This window comes from Qipengyuania citrea (assembly GCF_024171405.1).
GTDB lineage: Bacteria > Pseudomonadota > Alphaproteobacteria > Sphingomonadales > Sphingomonadaceae > Qipengyuania > Qipengyuania profunda.
In genome coordinates, this window is the sequence record NZ_JALJZT010000002.1 from 300,046 (window position 1) to 314,712 (window position 14,667).

Genomic DNA, 14,667 nt, shown 5'->3' on the forward strand with positions numbered 1-14,667 from the left:
CTGGCGCCAATAGTATCTGTTGAACGAGGGTTGAAAAGGTTACCTAATGAGCCCTAAGCGTAGCGACATTTATGAATTTCAACTGGCAAATGGTTATTTTGGCTATTGCCAAGTGATATTTCCCGGGACTGTATTTTATATCGCTGTATTTGATAAAATATTTCAAGACCCTATTGTGTCTATTGAAGGTCTTTCGGGGGTGGGGCCGCTGTTGTGTGGCTGGACCTTGGATGGTCGAATACATCACGGGATGTGGAAGCTACGAGGTAGCAAAGACATTGCGAGTGAAATTCCGAAGCCATGTTACATAATGCCGCGAGATGGCGTTGAAATGGTCACATCTTTCGAGGGTGCGGACCTCCGTCGCGCTACGCGGGAGGATTCCTTAAAGCTCCCACGAAAGACGACAGTCGCACCCATTCGATTCGAGAAGGCTTTGGCTGCGAAATTTGGTCTCGAGCTTTGGGCCTCTCATTATGAAGGCCTGCTCATATCGTCGGCAAGGGCATGGGAAGAATATTGTAACTCAAAGTCGTCCGTCCTGTGATTGAAGGTCAGAATGGGCCGGCGATGGAGATTTCCCAATGATCTGACTGCCTATCTTTATCATGTAGGGCGCACCACTACCTGCCGTAGCGGCGGGTCAGCATTGTCAAACCGGTCAACGCGACCGAGCACAGCCCGAGCAAGGCACAAGTTCCAGCCCAGCCATAGGCGTCATAGGCAACGGTGCCGGCATAGCTGCCCAATCCGCCGCCGATAAACATGATGACGACATAAATCGTGGTCAGCCGCGTGCGGATTGCCGGGTCGAGCGCGAGGAAGGTCATCCTCCCCGTCACATCGATCCCGGGGCCGACGAGATTGGTGACGAACAGCGGCACGAGCAGGCCCCACAAGGTTCCGCCAAGCGGCCACAGCAGCGCGATCCCGCCAAGCTGGATGATGGCGAAGATCATGCGCGCCTTGCGCGGGCCGACCGCGTCCGACCAGCGCCCCAGCCGCGGGGTTGAAAATATGCTCACCGCGGCAAGTCCGGCAAGATAGCCGACCGTATCGGTACCATAGCCCATCGCGGGCGAGGTCAGGTACAGCGCAAGGCCCAGCCAGAGCGCGATGAACTGCGCGAAATTGAGCCCCTGGATCGCGCCGGCGAGCAGGATTTCACGGTGTTTGCCGATCAGCGGGAAAACCGAAAAGAGCAGGCTGGGGTAGGATTGGCGGGAACTGGCGGAGCGTTCGCCGCCCTCCATCAGGCGCGGCAGAGCGACCGTGATGGCCAGCATCAACCCGGTGGCGATCCAGTAGACCGCTCGCCAGCCGAAATGTTCGGCGATCACTCCCGCACCGACCCGCGCCACGAGAATGCCGAGGATGACCCCCGCGGTCAGCTTGGCGGTTACCTGTCCGAGCCGCTCGGGCGCAACCCGCTTGGAGGCGTAAGCGGGCAGCAAATAGGGCGCGATGGTGAAATAGCCGAGCAGGGTTGAGCCGATGACGAACAGGGTGAAATCCTGCGCCAGCGTCATGATTGCCAGACACACCGTCTGGCCTGTCGCGAAGGCGATCGTCAGCCGGCGGTTGGAGATCCGGTCGCCCAGCGGCAGCAGCATGAAGATGCCCACCGCGAGTGCCAGCTGGTTGAGCGCGGGCACGAGCCCGATCCGCGCATGGCTGACACCGAAATGATCGGCGACCAGCGCAATGATCGGATGGATGTAATAGGCGTTCGCCGTCACCACCGCCGCCACAATGGCGAGCGAGGTTTCCTGGGCGCCGGTCAGTCGCGCGGTTTGGTTCAAGCGAGGTGACCCGCTTTGCGCGCCATGTCGATGATCCCTTGTGCCAGTAACTCGGGCTGGTCTTCCTGACAGAAATGGCCGCAGGTCGAAAGCGTGCGGTGGGGCTGGTCCTGCGCGCCCGCGATCCGCTCGATCAGGAACTGCTCGCTGCCCCTGGTGATCGGATCGTCTTCGCCGAACAGGGTCTGGAACGGCTTGTCGTAAGCGGCAAGGGCGGGCCAGGCGCGCTTGTTGTCCTCGACCCCGGGCATGCCGTCCGCGACCGGGACCAGCGCGGGAAAGGCGCGTGCCCCTGCTTTCGAAGGTTCGTCGGGGAAGGGCGCGTCATAGGCGGCAATTTCGGCTTCGCTGCGCGTGGTCGCCGTGGCCCGGTCGAGTAGGGCGCCGATGCGGAAATCGGGTGAGCTGCGGGCAAATTCGCGCCATGCGAGGAAGGCCTCGCTGGCTGTACCGCCCGCGGGAAGGAAAGTGTTGCTGGCGACGACGCAGGCGAACAGGTCGGGGTCGTGCGCAACCATGCGCAGGCCCAGCAGACCACCCCAGTCCTGACAGAACAGCGCCGCCGGGCGCGGTTCGACTGCAGCGCGCCACTGTTTCAGCCAATCGACATGGCGCGCATAGGTGTAGAAGTCGATATCGTCGGGCTTGTCGCTCTTGCCGAAGCCGATGAGGTCGGGCGCGAGCACGCGAAATCCCGCATCCACCAGGATCGGGATCATCTTGCGATAGAGGAACGACCAGCTCGGCTCGCCATGGAACAGCAGCACCGGCGGGGCATCGCGCGGCCCCTCGTCGACATAATGCTGGCGCGCGCTCAGCCCGTCGCCGAGATCGACCTCGAACCAATGCTCGGCGAAGGGATAATCGGGAATGTCGGCAAAGCGTTCGGCGGGCGTGCGCAGGATCTGCATCGGTCTCTCCTCCAGAGGCGACCGATAACCCGGTCTTGATTCGAAACCTTAAGGCGTCTTGCGGCGGGTGTCACCCAAGTGGCTGACCGGCACGGTTTCCTTGAAGGTATGCGTGACATAGGGGAAGGGGATCTCGATCCCCGCCTCATCCAGCGCAGCCTTGATGGCGCGCACGACCTTGTCCTTGCTTTCCCAGCCATCGCGCGGGGTCGAACCCGCCCACCAGCGCACGAGGAAATCGACCGAGCTGGAATTGAATTCCTGCGCGAAGATGTCGACGCCCTTGCTCGCCAGCACGTCCTCGAGCCCCTCGACCGCGCGGCGGATTACGTTTGCGGCATGGTCGAGCTGCGTATCGTAGGAAACGCCGACCACGACCTCGTGCCGACGCTCGTCGCGGTCGGTTATGATTTCCACCGGGTTCTTGAACAGGATCGAGTTGGGAACGACGGTCAGTTCGCCGGACAGCTTGCGGATATGCGTTTCGCGCAGGGTGATATGCTCGACCTTGCCGGTGATGTCCTCGCATTCGATGACATCGCCGATGCGCATTTTCTCGCGCACCATGATGAGCACGCCGGCAAGGAAATTCTCGAAGATGTCCTGGAAGGCGAAGCCGATCGCCACCGCGCCGATCCCCAGCCCGGCGAGCAGGCTGGCGAAGGTCAGGTCGGGCATCACTACGATCGCGGCGATGAACAGGCCAATGATCCAGATGGCCAGCTTGACCAGCGTGTCGATCAGCGTCTTGAGGCTGGTGCGCAGTTCGGTGCGCCCCACGATCACATCGGAAATGCGCGCAGCGAAGCGCGCGATGATCCAGGTGAGAAAGACGATGAAAACCGCGATCGCGAGGGTGGGGAGGGCTTCGACGAAACCCTGACCCATTTCCTGCAGCTGTTCGCGCAGCGTAGCGATGTAATTCACGAAAGCGGAACTCCCTTTGCGCTGCAACGCAATACAAAGGGCGAGGTTCCGGTCTGGCAGGGGTCATCAGCCGACCCCGTGTTCCTTGCGGGCAAGTTCGTGCAGCCAGTCGGCGTGGCGCGGTGCTTTCTTGGTTTGGCTCCACTCGTCGAGCATCATCGGCGCAACGCGCTTGAGCTCGGCATATTGCTCGTCCGTACCGATATCTGTGGCGAGCTCGACGCGGTGCCCGTTCGGGTCGAAGAAATAGATCGACTTGAAGATCCCGTGATGCGTCGGCCCGAGCACTTCGATACCGAGGCTCTCGACATGGGCCTTGGCGGCGAGCAGTTCGGCTTCGCTCCCTACCTTGAACGCAAGGTGCTGGACCCAGGCGGGGGTGTTCTCGTCGCGGCCCATGTCCTGCTGGTTGGGCAGTTCGAAGAAGGCGAGGATGTTGCCGTTGCCCGCGTCGAGGAACACATGCATGTAGGGGTCGTATTCGCCGGTCGAGGGGACGTGGTCTTCGGCAAAGGCGGTGGTGTAGTCCATGCCGAGGACCTTGCCGTACCATTCGACGGTCTCTTTGGCGTCCTTGCAGCGATAGGCGGCGTGATGGACGCCGCCCAGCTTTACGGGGTGTTCGGTGACTTCGCTCATTCGGCCGGCTCCGTCTCGGCGGTCTGCGCCTCGTCCACGCTCAGCACGCCGCGCTTGATCTGGTCACGCTCCATGCTTTCGAAGAGCGCCTTGAAATTGCCTTCGCCAAAGCCTTCGTCACCCTTGCGCTGGATGAATTCGAAGAACACCGGCCCGACCTGGGCCTCGGCAAAGATCTGCAGCAGCAGGCGCGGCTGGCCGCCCTCGGTGGTGCCGTCGAGCAGGATGCCGCGCATCTTGAGCGCATCGACGTCCTCGCCATGATCGGGCAGGCGCTCGGCGAGCATGTCGTAATAGGTTTCGGGCGGCGCGGTCATGAAGGGTACGCCGAGGTCTTTCAGATTGTCCCAGCAGGCGAGCAGATTGTCGCAGATCAGCGCGATATGTTGGATGCCTTCGCCGTTGAACTCGCGCAGGAACTCCTCGATCTGGCCCTTGCCGCCTTCGCCTTCCTCGTTGAGCGGAATGCGGATCTTGCCATCGGGCGCGGTCAGCGCCTTGGAGGTCAGGCCGGTATATTCGCCCTTGATGTCGAAGAAGCGGATCTCGCGGAAATTGAACAGCGTTTCGTAATAGTCCGCCCAATATTTCATGCGGCCGTTGTAGACGTTGTGCGTCAGGTGATCGATCACGTTGAAGCCGGCCCCGACCGGGTGGCGATCGACGCCCTCGAGATAGTCGAAGTCGATGTCGTAGATCGACAGCCCCTCGCCATGCTCGTCTTCGTAGCGGTCGATCAGATAGACGATCGCGCCGCCGATCCCGCGGATCGCAGGGATGCGCAGTTCCATCGCGCCGGTTTCGACCGCAACGGGCTCCGCGCCGCGCGCCAGCAATTCGTCATAGGCCTTCTTCGCATCGCGGACGCGGAAGCCCATTCCGCAGGCGGAGGGGCCGTGCTCGCGGGCAAAGAACCATGCCGCGCTACGAGGTTCGTAATTGAGGATCAGATTGATCCGGCCCTGGCGCCACAAGTGCACATCCTTGGCGCGGTGCGTGGCAATGTGGGTAAAGCCCATCGCTTTGAAAACCGGTTCCACCACACCCTTTTCAGGGGCGCAGAATTCGACGAATTCGAAGCCGTCGAGGCCGATGGGGTTTTCGAAGAGATCGGGCATTGCAATCCTCTGCATTTGCGTTTGGTTTCAATGGAAACTAGTTACGCCTCGATGCAGGTTGAGTCAAGGAACGAACCCACCTGTGCCACGCGCAGTTTCGTAGGTGCGACGAGCGGTTTGCACCCATGCGAATTGCCTTGCGCGCGGCGGTTAACTGTGATTCTGTGAAATTATGCGACGTATGAGTTCCATGGCAGCGATTCAGAAGGCGAAGGTCACGCAGCATGCTGCGCTGGCGGCGCTGCTGGTCATGGGCGGCCTCGCAATCGCCGGTCCGTCGGGCCTGCTGGCGTGGAGCGAAAACCTGCGCCTGCTCGACAAGCGGGAAGCCCAGCTGGCGACCCTGCAGGCAGAGCGGACAGCACTCGAGAATCGTGTTGCGCTGCTGCATCCCGATCATGCCGATCCGGACATGGTCGGCGAATTGCTGCGCAGCCAGCTCAACGTCGTCCACCCCGATGAAGTGGTGATCAAGCTCGACGACTAAGCGAGCGGAAACGCTTGCATTCCGTAAGGGCTACGTATGCATACGCGCTGCCCCGTTGCGCGGGTCGCGTGCCTGTGCCTATAGGCGCAACGATATTCCTCCCCGGAAGAACAAGGATCCGAAGTCTTGGCAAAAGCCCCCCGGAGCAAGAAGAGCGCTACGAAGTCACCCGCAGAGGATGACGAGTTCATTCTCCATTCGCTGCAGGAAGCGCTTGAGGAGAACAAGCATTTCGCGGCGAGCAAGGAGCAGATGCTCCACTTCTACGAGCAGATGCTGCTGATCCGCCGTTTCGAGGAGCGCGCGGGGCAGCTCTATGGCCTCGGCCTCATCGGCGGGTTCTGCCATCTCTACATCGGCCAGGAAGCGGTCGCGATCGGCCTCCAGTCGGCGCTCGACGGCGACAAGGACAGCGTCATCACCGGCTACCGCGACCATGGGCACATGCTCGCCTACGGCCTCGACCCCAAGGTGATCATGGCCGAACTGACCGGCCGCGAAGCGGGCATTTCCAAGGGCAAGGGCGGGTCGATGCACATGTTCTCGACCGAGCATAAATTCTACGGCGGCCACGGCATCGTCGGCGCCCAGGTGGCGCTCGGCGGCGGGTTGGCGCTTGCGCATCAGTACAATGCCGATGGCGGCCTGTGTCTCGCCTATTTCGGCGACGGCGCGGCCAACCAGGGCCAGGTCTACGAGACCATGAACATGGCAGCGCTGTGGAAACTGCCGATCGTGTTCGTGGTCGAGAACAACCAATACGCGATGGGTACGGCTGTCGGGCGCAGCTCGGCCGAGACCGAGTTCCACCGCCGCGGTACCGCCTTCCGCATTCCCGGCATGGAAGTGAACGGCATGGACGTGCTCGAAGTGCGCCAGGCAGCCGAGATCGCCTTCCAGCATGTACGCGAGGGCAAGGGTCCGGTGCTGATGGAATGCAACACCTATCGCTATCGCGGGCATTCGATGTCCGACCCGGCGAAATACCGCACGCGCGAGGAAGTGCAGGACGTGCGCGAGCACAAGGACCCGATCGAGGGGATCAAGAAGCTGCTGCTCGAAAACGGTTCGACCGAGGATGAACTCAAGGCGATCGACAAGGATATCCGCAAAACCGTGACCCAGGCCGCCGATTTTGCCGAAAGCTCGCCCGAACCCGAAGCCGGCGAACTCTACACCGATGTTCTGGTGGGGGAGTATTAAGCCATGGCCATCGAACTCAAAATGCCCGCGCTGTCGCCGACGATGGAAGAAGGAACGCTGGCCAAATGGCTCAAGGCCGAAGGTGACGAAATCGTCGCCGGCGACATCATCGCCGAGATCGAAACCGACAAGGCGACGATGGAATTCGAAGCGGTCGATGAAGGCACGCTCGGCAAGATCCTGATCGAAGAAGGCACCGAAGGCGTGAAGGTCGGCGCGGTTATCGCGATGCTGGCCGTCGAGGGTGAGGACGCAGCCGATGTCGAAGCGCCCGCCGCCAGCGCACCGGTCAACGATACGCCGGGTGAAGGCAAGGACGTCGGCCGCGAGCCGAGCGAGGCGGAGATCACCAAGCCCGTCCGCAAGACCGATGTGAAGGATCCGGAGGTTCCCGAGGGTACCGGCTTTACCTCGACCACCGTGCGCGAAGCGCTGCGCGATGGCATGGCCGAGGAAATGCGTGCCGACGAGCGCGTCTTCGTGATGGGCGAGGAAGTTGCCGAGTACCAGGGGGCCTACAAGGTCACCCAGGGCCTGCTCGACGAATTCGGCCCCAAGCGCGTGATCGACACGCCGATCACCGAATATGGTTTCGCCGGCATCGGCACCGGCGCGGCGATGGGCGGCCTGCGCCCCATCGTCGAGTTCATGACTTTCAACTTCGCCATGCAGGCGATCGACCACATCATCAATTCGGCGGCCAAGACCAATTACATGTCGGGCGGACAGATGCGCTGCCCGGTGGTCTTCCGCGGCCCCAATGGCGCGGCCAGCCGCGTCGGCGCGCAGCACAGCCAGAACTTCGGCCCGTGGTACGCCAGTGTTCCCGGCCTGATCGTGATCGCGCCCTATGATGCCGCCGATGCCAAGGGGCTGATGAAGGCGGCGATCCGCTGCGAAGACCCGGTTGTCTTCCTCGAGAACGAGCTGGTCTACGGCCGCAGCTTCGAGGTGCCCGATCTCGACGATTACGTCCTGCCGATCGGCAAGGCACGGATCATGCGCGAAGGCGCGGATGTCACCATCGTCGCCTATTCGATCGCGGTCGGGCTCGCGCTCGAAGCGGCCGAGCAGCTCGCCGGGGAGGGTATCGACGCCGAGGTCATCGACCTGCGCACGCTGCGCCCGCTCGACAAGGAGGCGGTGCTCGCCTCGCTGGCCAAGACCAATCGCCTGGTCATCGCCGAGGAAGGCTGGCCCACCTGTTCGATCGCATCCGAAGTGATCGCGATCTGCATGGACGAGGGCTTCGACCATCTCGATGCCCCCGTCACCCGTGTGTGCAATGAAGACGTTCCGCTGCCCTATGCGGCCAATCTCGAGAAGCTGGCGCTGATCGATACGCCGCGGATCGTGCAGGCGGTAAAGAAGGTCTGCTATCGCGACTGACGTGAGCAGGCGCTCCACCGGGATGGACGATCTGCAGGAAGAACTGCCGGAGGTGTCGCGGATCGCTTTTGCCAGCACCGGCAGGAACCGCGATCCGTGGCTTGCCGCGCTGGCTCTCGACGGGCGGATCGGGCGCATGGTGCTCGGCGCGAGCGAACCGATGCTCGGGCAGGTCCGGCTCGCGTGGTGGCGTGACCAATTGGGCACGCCAATCGACGATCGGCCACGGGGCGACCCGCTGCTCGACCTGATCGGGCAGCGCTGGCATGGCCGCGAAGCGGCGTTGCTGGCGCTAGTCGATGGCTGGGAAGCACTGCTCGGCGACCGGCCACTTGCCGAAGCGGATATGATGCGCTTCGTCGCGGGGCGGGGGGATCTGGCGAGGGGGCTCGTCGATCAGCTCTCGCACCCGGATCACGCGCTGGAAGCTGCAAGAGCAGGCGAGCTCTGGGCTCTGGCAGACCTTGCGATCCATGCGCAGAGAGAGGAGGAGCGTTCCTATGCGCTCGAGCAGAGCGCCCACCGCGCTAACAAACCTCTCTCTCTACCCCGAAACATGCGACCGCTCGCGGTTATCGGCGGGCTAGCGCGGCGGTCGCTGCGTGCCGATGGCGCCGCGATGCTGGGCGATCGCTTCAGCCCCTTGGTAGCCTTGCGGTTGGGCATGGTTGGACGCTAGGCAGAGGCCAGCGGTCGAAGGAGGTGCGTTTCCATGAGCCGGATGGTCCTCGGAGCCCTGGTGGCGCTGGCCCTTGTCGGGTTGGGCGCGTTCTGGTGGCAGGGCAGGGCGCAGGTCGAACGCGGAGCACCGCCGCCGCAGCCGGTGGAGACATCGGAACCGCTATCCGAGGTCCCGGCGTCCGATCCCGGCGATCTGGTGGGGCCCGCACCACCGGAGTCGACCGAACTGACCAAGGAACAGCGCCGCTTCTTCCGCTATGACCGCAATCGCGACTGGCGGATCACGCGGACCGAAATGCTGTCGAGCCGAACCGATGGATTCCGCAAGCTCGATACCGACGGCAACAACCTACTCGACTTCGAGGAATGGGCAGTGGCCACGGTGACCAAGTTCGAGGGGGCTGATGCCGATGGCGACAACCAGCTGACCCCGGGCGAGTTTGCCACCACCGCACCAAAGCCGACCAAGACACGCCGCTGCGCCTGCTAGGCAGGCACGGTTTCCATCGCGCCGAGCCACTGCCCGAAGTCTTCCTTCGCCCGGTTGGTATAGGCTTCCTTGCGGACCTTCTTGCCGACATCGTGCAGCGGCGGGAACAGCCCGAAATTGACATTCATGGGCTGGAAGGTCGCAGCTTCGGCATCGCCGGTGATATGCGACAGCAGCGCGCCGAATGCCGAGGTTCGCGGCGGAGCGGTCCAGTCACGGCCCGCCAGTTCGGCCGCGGCCATCAATCCCGCCATCAGTCCAACCGCCGAACTTTCGACATACCCTTCGCAGCCGGTGATCTGCCCGGCGAAGCGGATGTGCTCGCCGCCCTTCAGCCGCAGCTGGCGATCGAGCACCAGCGGCGAATTGATGAAGGTGTTGCGGTGCAGCCCGCCCAGCCGCGCAAACTCGGCATTCTCGAGCCCCGGGATCGTGCGGAAAAGCTCGATCTGCGCGCCGTATTTGAGTTTGGTCTGGAAGCCGACCATGTTCCAAAGCGTGCCCAGCTTGTTGTCCTGCCGTAGCTGCACCACCGCATAGGGCCAGCGTCCCTGCGGGTGTTCCTCGCTGGTGTCGTAGGGATTGTCGAGGCCGACGCCCTTCATCGGGCCATAGCGCAGCGTCTCGACACCGCGCGCGGCCATCACCTCGATCGGCATGCAGCCATCGAAATAGGGCGTGTCGGCTTCCCATTGCTTGAATTCGGTCTTGTCGCCGTCGATCAGGCCCTGGTGGAAAGCGAGATACTGCTCCCTGGTCATCGGGCAGTTGATGTAATCGCCGTCCTCGTTGCTGGCCGCCGTGCGCTTGTTCCAGCGCGACTGGATCCAGCATTTGCTCATGTCGATGCTGTCGCGGTGAATGATCGGCGCGATAGCATCGAAAAAGGCGAGGCGGTCCTGGCCGGTTGCGCCAACAATACTTTCTGCCAGCGTCTGCGCGGTCAGCGGCCCTGTGGAGACAATCGTCGGCCCCTCGGCAGGCAGCGCGTCGACCCTTTCGCGCACCACGGTGACATTGGGGTGTTCTTCCAGCGTGCGCTGAACCTCGGCCGAAAAGACATCGCGGTCCACTGCCATCGCCGAACCCGCAGGCACGCGCGCGACTTCGCCCGCCCGCATGACCAAGCTGTCGAGCCGGCGCATCTCGTGATGCAGCAGGCCGACGGCGTTCTTGGTATCGTCGTCCGAGCGGAAGCTGTTCGAGCACACGAGCTCGGCGAGGCCGTCGGTCTGGTGGGCGGGCGTCATCTCGCCGCTGCCGCGCATTTCGGACAGGCGGACGCGGCAGCCGCGGCGTGCGAGCTGCCATGCGGCTTCGCTCCCCGCGAGGCCGCCGCCGATTATGTGGATATCATGGGTCATCGCGCGCGCCCTAATGCTTGCATGGGCGGTTCGACAAGGCCTAGCGTCGCGCCATGCCGCACCGTGCCCTCGTCGATCATCGCCCCTGGTTACTTATCAGCCTGATCGCCGGGATCAGCTATTTCTTCGTGAGCGACGCGCCGATCGGCGGCATCTGGTTGATGCTGTGGAAGGGGGCGGGGGTTGCTTTCCTCGCCGTCTATGCCGCCTTTCGCGGGCGCGGGTCCGACGGGGCGCTGATTGCGGCGGCCCTGGCGTTTGGTGCGATGGGCGACATCGCGCTGGAAACCAGCTTCCTGATCGGCGGCGCGCTGTTCGCGATCGGGCATGCCATCGCGATCGTGCTCTATCTGCGCAACCGGCGCGCCAAGGCCAGTCCGAGCCAGGCGCTTGCGGGGCTGAGCCTGCTGGTGCTGACGCCGCTGATCGCGGCGCTGATGACCTACCCCATCGAGAACTGGCTGGTGGCGACGGGCTATTCGGCGATTGTCGGCGCGATGGCAGCGGCGGCGTGGACCAGCCGCTTCCCGCGCTATCGGGTGGGCCTGGGCGCGGTCATGTTCGTCGTCAGCGACTTGCTGATCTTCGCCCGCGAGGCCGCAGTGCTACCCGATCTGGTCACCGGCTGGCTGATCTGGCCGCTCTATTACGGTGCCCAGTTCCTCATTGCGGTGGGTGTGGTCCAGACGCTCCGGAAGGATCATGACCGCGCAATAGGCTGACCGGCCGAAGCAAACAGCCCGCGCACGGCGCTGGGCCGGACGCGGGCTGGAAGGTGGATCGACACAGGGGCGTGCGACTAGCCGCCCGGTTCCTCGTCGATGTTCTTGTCCGAATGCACAGTGGTGTAGGGCTCGGTCTTGTCGAGCCCGCCGCGGTCGGCGATTTCGTCCGCCACCGCCTCTTCCGCCTCGTTCTCGGGTTCCTCGGTCTCGTCGATGCGCGCGGCGCCGACGATCTGCTCGCCCTTGGCGACGTTGAAGATACGCACGCCCGACGATCCGCGTCCCGAGATCGAATAGCCTTCATGCGTCTCGAAACCGTCTTCGAGCATGTGGCGGAACTGCAGCGGCAGGCGGATCAGTTTCGCCCGGTCGGTCACCAGCATCAACTGCATGCCGTGGCGTACGGGGAAGCTGGCGACGACTGGACCATTGCGATCCGGATTGCTCGTCGGTTCGCCGATATTGGTCAGGCCCTGACCGCCGCGCCCGGTGGTGCGATATTCGTACGCGGTCGAGATCTTGCCATAGCCATTGGCGGTCAGCGTCAGGATGAATTCCTCCGCCTCGGCCATCTCGGCAACCTTCGCCTCGTCGAGCGTCGGGGTGTTCTCGTTGTTCTTCCAGTCGGCGGCGCGGAGATAGGCATCGCGCACATCGGTATCGCGTTCGCCGGTTTCGAGCACCGCCATCGAGACGACCTTCTGGCCATCCTTGAGCTTCATGCCGCGGACGCCGATCCCGGTCCGGCTCTTGGTTTCGCGCGCATCGGTGGCGGAGAAGCGGATCGCCTTGCCGGCATCCGACGCAAGGAAGATTTCCTGGTCTTCCTTGAGCAGCCGCACGCCGATGAGCCGGTCACCGCTGCCTTCGACGAAGCCCATCGCGTATTTGCCATTGCTGGGCACGTTGGTGAAGGCATCCATCGAATTGCGCCGCACCATCCCCTGTTCGGTGGCGAAAACGATGTTGAGCGTGCTCCACTCGCTTTCGTCCTCGGGCAGGGGGAGGACGTTGGTAACGCGTTCCTCGTCGCCCAGTGGCAGCAGATTGACCATCGGACGGCCCTTGGTCTGCGGTCCGCCTTCGGGAAGCTTCCACACCTTCATGCGGTAGACGCGGCCGGTATTGGTGAAGAAAAGCACGGGGTTATGCGTCGAAGTGACGAACATTTCGACGACTGCGTCTTCTTCCTTGGTGGCCATTCCGCTGCGTCCCTTGCCGCCGCGCGCCTGGGCGCGGAAGGCATCGAGCGGGGTGCGCTTGATATAGCCGCCATGCGTGACCGTAACGACCATCTCCTCGCGCTCGATCAGGTCTTCGTCCTCGATCCCGTCCCACGCGGGGGCGATTTCGCTGATCCGAGGCGTGGCATAGGTGTTGCGGATCTCTTCGAGCTCTTCACGCAGCACGGCGTAGAGCTTCACCCGGTCGGCAAGGATCGAGAGGTATTCCTCGATCGCCAAACTGAGATCCTTGAGTTCGTCACCGATCTCGTCGCGGCCCAGTGCGGTCAGGCGATGCAGCCGCAGATCGAGGATCGCCTTCACCTGTCGTTCGGACAGGCGATAGGTCCCGCCCGATTGTTCGTCGGTCGGTTCGATCGCTTCGACCAGCGCGATATACTGCGCGATATCGCCGATCGGCCATTCCTTGACGAGCAGCTTGGCGCGCGCCTCCGCCGGATTGGGCGAACTGCGGATCATCGCCACGACCTCGTCGAGGTTGGACACGGCGACGACCAGGCCAAGCAAGATGTGCGCGCGTTCGCGGGCCTTGTTCAGTTCGAACTTGGTCCGCCGCGTGATGACCTCTTCGCGGAAGGTGATGAAGGCCTGGATGAAGTCGCGAAGCGTCAGCACTTCGGGGCGGCCGCCGCGGATTGCCAGCATATTCGCGGGGAAGCTCGCCTGCGCCGGGGTATAGCGCCAGATCTGGTTGAGCACGACTTCGGGCGAGGCATCGCGCTTGAGGTCGACGACCATCCGCACACCTTCGCGGCTCGATTCGTCGCGGATGTCGGAGACACCTTCGATCCGCTTCTCCTTCGCGGCTTCGGCGATCTTCTCGACCAATGCGTTCTTGCCGACCTGATAGGGGATCGACGTCAGCACGATCGACTGGCGGTTGCCCTTGGTTTCGATCTCGTGGCGGGCACGCTGGAGAATCGACCCGCGACCGGTGGTATAGGCCGAGCGCGCGCCCGATTTGCCGAGGATAAGCGGCGCAGTGGGGAAATCCGGCCCCGGAATGATCTCGAACAGTTCTTCGGAGGTAATCGCGGGGTTCTCGATAAAGGCGAGACAGCCGTCGATCACTTCGCCCAGATTATGCGGCGGGATATTGGTCGCCATGCCGACCGCGATGCCGCCCGCACCATTGACCAGAAGGTTCGGGAAACGCGCCGGGAGCACCGTTGGTTCGCGTCGCGAGCCATCGTAATTGTCGGTGAAATCGACGGTGTCCTTGTCGAGATCGTCGAGCAGCGAGTTGGCGACCCGCGCCAGTCGCGCTTCGGTATAACGCATGCTAGCCGGCGGATCGGGATCCATCGAGCCGAAATTGCCCTGGCCATCGATCAGCGGGACCCGCAGCGACCAGTCTTGCGTCATGCGCGCCAGCGCATCGTAGATCGCGGAATCGCCGTGCGGGTGATAGTTACCCATCACGTCGCCAACGATCTTGGCGCTCTTGCGATAGGCTCGTCCGGCGACGAAGCCGCCTTCCTGGCTCGCAAAAAGAATGCGCCGGTGGACCGGCTTGAGGCCGTCACGCACATCGGGGAGCGCCCGGCTCACGATCACGCTCATCGCGTAATCGAGATAGCTGGTTTTCATTTCATCGACGATGTCGATGCGCGCGTATTCTTCACCGCCGGGAGCGGGAATATCGAGAAGATCGGTATCGTCGGACAAGATGTGTTTCCGTACTGCG

At 63.0% G+C, this 14,667-nt stretch carries 13 protein-coding genes; 6 read left to right on the top strand and 7 right to left on the bottom strand.

Annotation, left to right across the window (positions count from 1 at the left end; genetic code table 11):
• Window positions 1-623: 623 nt before the first annotated feature.
• From J2S32_RS02320 to hppD, 5 genes are all read right to left on the bottom strand, one after another.
• Window positions 624-1,802, bottom strand: a complete 1,179-nt coding sequence (locus J2S32_RS02320) for an MFS transporter (RefSeq protein ID WP_253515554.1) — start codon at window positions 1,800-1,802, stop codon at window positions 624-626.
• Complete coding sequence (locus J2S32_RS02325; RefSeq protein ID WP_253515556.1) at window positions 1,799-2,713, bottom strand: haloalkane dehalogenase; 915 nt, start codon at window positions 2,711-2,713, stop codon at window positions 1,799-1,801. Before J2S32_RS02325 ends, J2S32_RS02320 begins: the two co-directional genes overlap by 4 nt.
• A gap of 48 nt (window positions 2,714-2,761) precedes the next feature.
• Complete coding sequence (locus J2S32_RS02330; RefSeq protein WP_253515559.1) at window positions 2,762-3,640, bottom strand: mechanosensitive ion channel family protein; 879 nt, start codon at window positions 3,638-3,640, stop codon at window positions 2,762-2,764.
• A gap of 66 nt (window positions 3,641-3,706) precedes the next feature.
• Entirely contained in the window at window positions 3,707-4,279 is a 573-nt protein-coding gene (locus tag J2S32_RS02335; protein WP_253515560.1) for a VOC family protein, read from the bottom strand.
• Window positions 4,276-5,397: a 4-hydroxyphenylpyruvate dioxygenase gene (gene hppD, locus J2S32_RS02340; RefSeq protein ID WP_253515561.1), complete on the bottom strand. Its 1,122-nt coding sequence runs from the start codon at window positions 5,395-5,397 to the stop codon at window positions 4,276-4,278. Before hppD ends, J2S32_RS02335 begins: the two co-directional genes overlap by 4 nt.
• A 190-nt stretch (window positions 5,398-5,587) precedes the next feature.
• On the opposite strand from hppD, the gene J2S32_RS02345 reads away from it, so the two are divergent.
• From J2S32_RS02345 to J2S32_RS02365, 5 genes are all read left to right on the top strand, one after another.
• Window positions 5,588-5,884, top strand: a complete 297-nt coding sequence (locus J2S32_RS02345; protein WP_253515562.1) for an FtsB family cell division protein — start codon at window positions 5,588-5,590, stop codon at window positions 5,882-5,884.
• Window positions 5,885-6,010: 126 nt separating this feature from the next.
• On the top strand, window positions 6,011-7,087 hold the full coding sequence (gene pdhA / locus J2S32_RS02350; RefSeq protein ID WP_253515563.1) for a pyruvate dehydrogenase (acetyl-transferring) E1 component subunit alpha: 1,077 nt from the start codon (window positions 6,011-6,013) through the stop codon (window positions 7,085-7,087).
• 3 nt (window positions 7,088-7,090) lie between these two features.
• A complete protein-coding gene (locus J2S32_RS02355; RefSeq protein ID WP_253515564.1) occupies window positions 7,091-8,476 on the top strand; it encodes a pyruvate dehydrogenase complex E1 component subunit beta in 1,386 nt (461 codons plus the stop codon).
• 1 nt (window position 8,477) lies between these two features.
• Window positions 8,478-9,155 carry a hypothetical protein gene (locus J2S32_RS02360; RefSeq protein WP_253515565.1) on the top strand — a complete coding sequence of 226 codons (678 nt, stop codon included), beginning with the start codon at window positions 8,478-8,480 and terminating at the stop codon, window positions 9,153-9,155.
• 33 nt (window positions 9,156-9,188) lie between these two features.
• The gene (locus tag J2S32_RS02365; RefSeq protein WP_253515567.1) at window positions 9,189-9,647 is read left to right on the top strand and encodes an EF-hand domain-containing protein; all 459 of its coding nucleotides are present in this window, start codon (window positions 9,189-9,191) and stop codon (window positions 9,645-9,647) included.
• On the opposite strand, the gene trmFO is transcribed toward J2S32_RS02365, so the two are convergent.
• On the bottom strand, window positions 9,644-11,011 hold the full coding sequence (trmFO, locus tag J2S32_RS02370) for a methylenetetrahydrofolate--tRNA-(uracil(54)-C(5))-methyltransferase (FADH(2)-oxidizing) TrmFO (protein WP_253515569.1): 1,368 nt from the start codon (window positions 11,009-11,011) through the stop codon (window positions 9,644-9,646). The two genes, J2S32_RS02365 and trmFO, sit on opposite strands and share 4 nt — an antisense overlap.
• Window positions 11,012-11,064: 53 nt before the next feature.
• On the opposite strand from trmFO, the gene J2S32_RS02375 reads away from it, so the two are divergent.
• A complete protein-coding gene (locus J2S32_RS02375; RefSeq protein ID WP_253515571.1) occupies window positions 11,065-11,733 on the top strand; it encodes a lysoplasmalogenase in 669 nt (222 codons plus the stop codon).
• 77 nt (window positions 11,734-11,810) lie between these two features.
• Here the strand turns inward: J2S32_RS02375 and gyrA are convergent, their stop codons facing one another.
• Window positions 11,811-14,648 carry a DNA gyrase subunit A gene (gene gyrA / locus J2S32_RS02380; protein ID WP_253515574.1) on the bottom strand — a complete coding sequence of 946 codons (2,838 nt, stop codon included), beginning with the start codon at window positions 14,646-14,648 and terminating at the stop codon, window positions 11,811-11,813.
• Window positions 14,649-14,667: the final 19 nt, after the last annotated feature.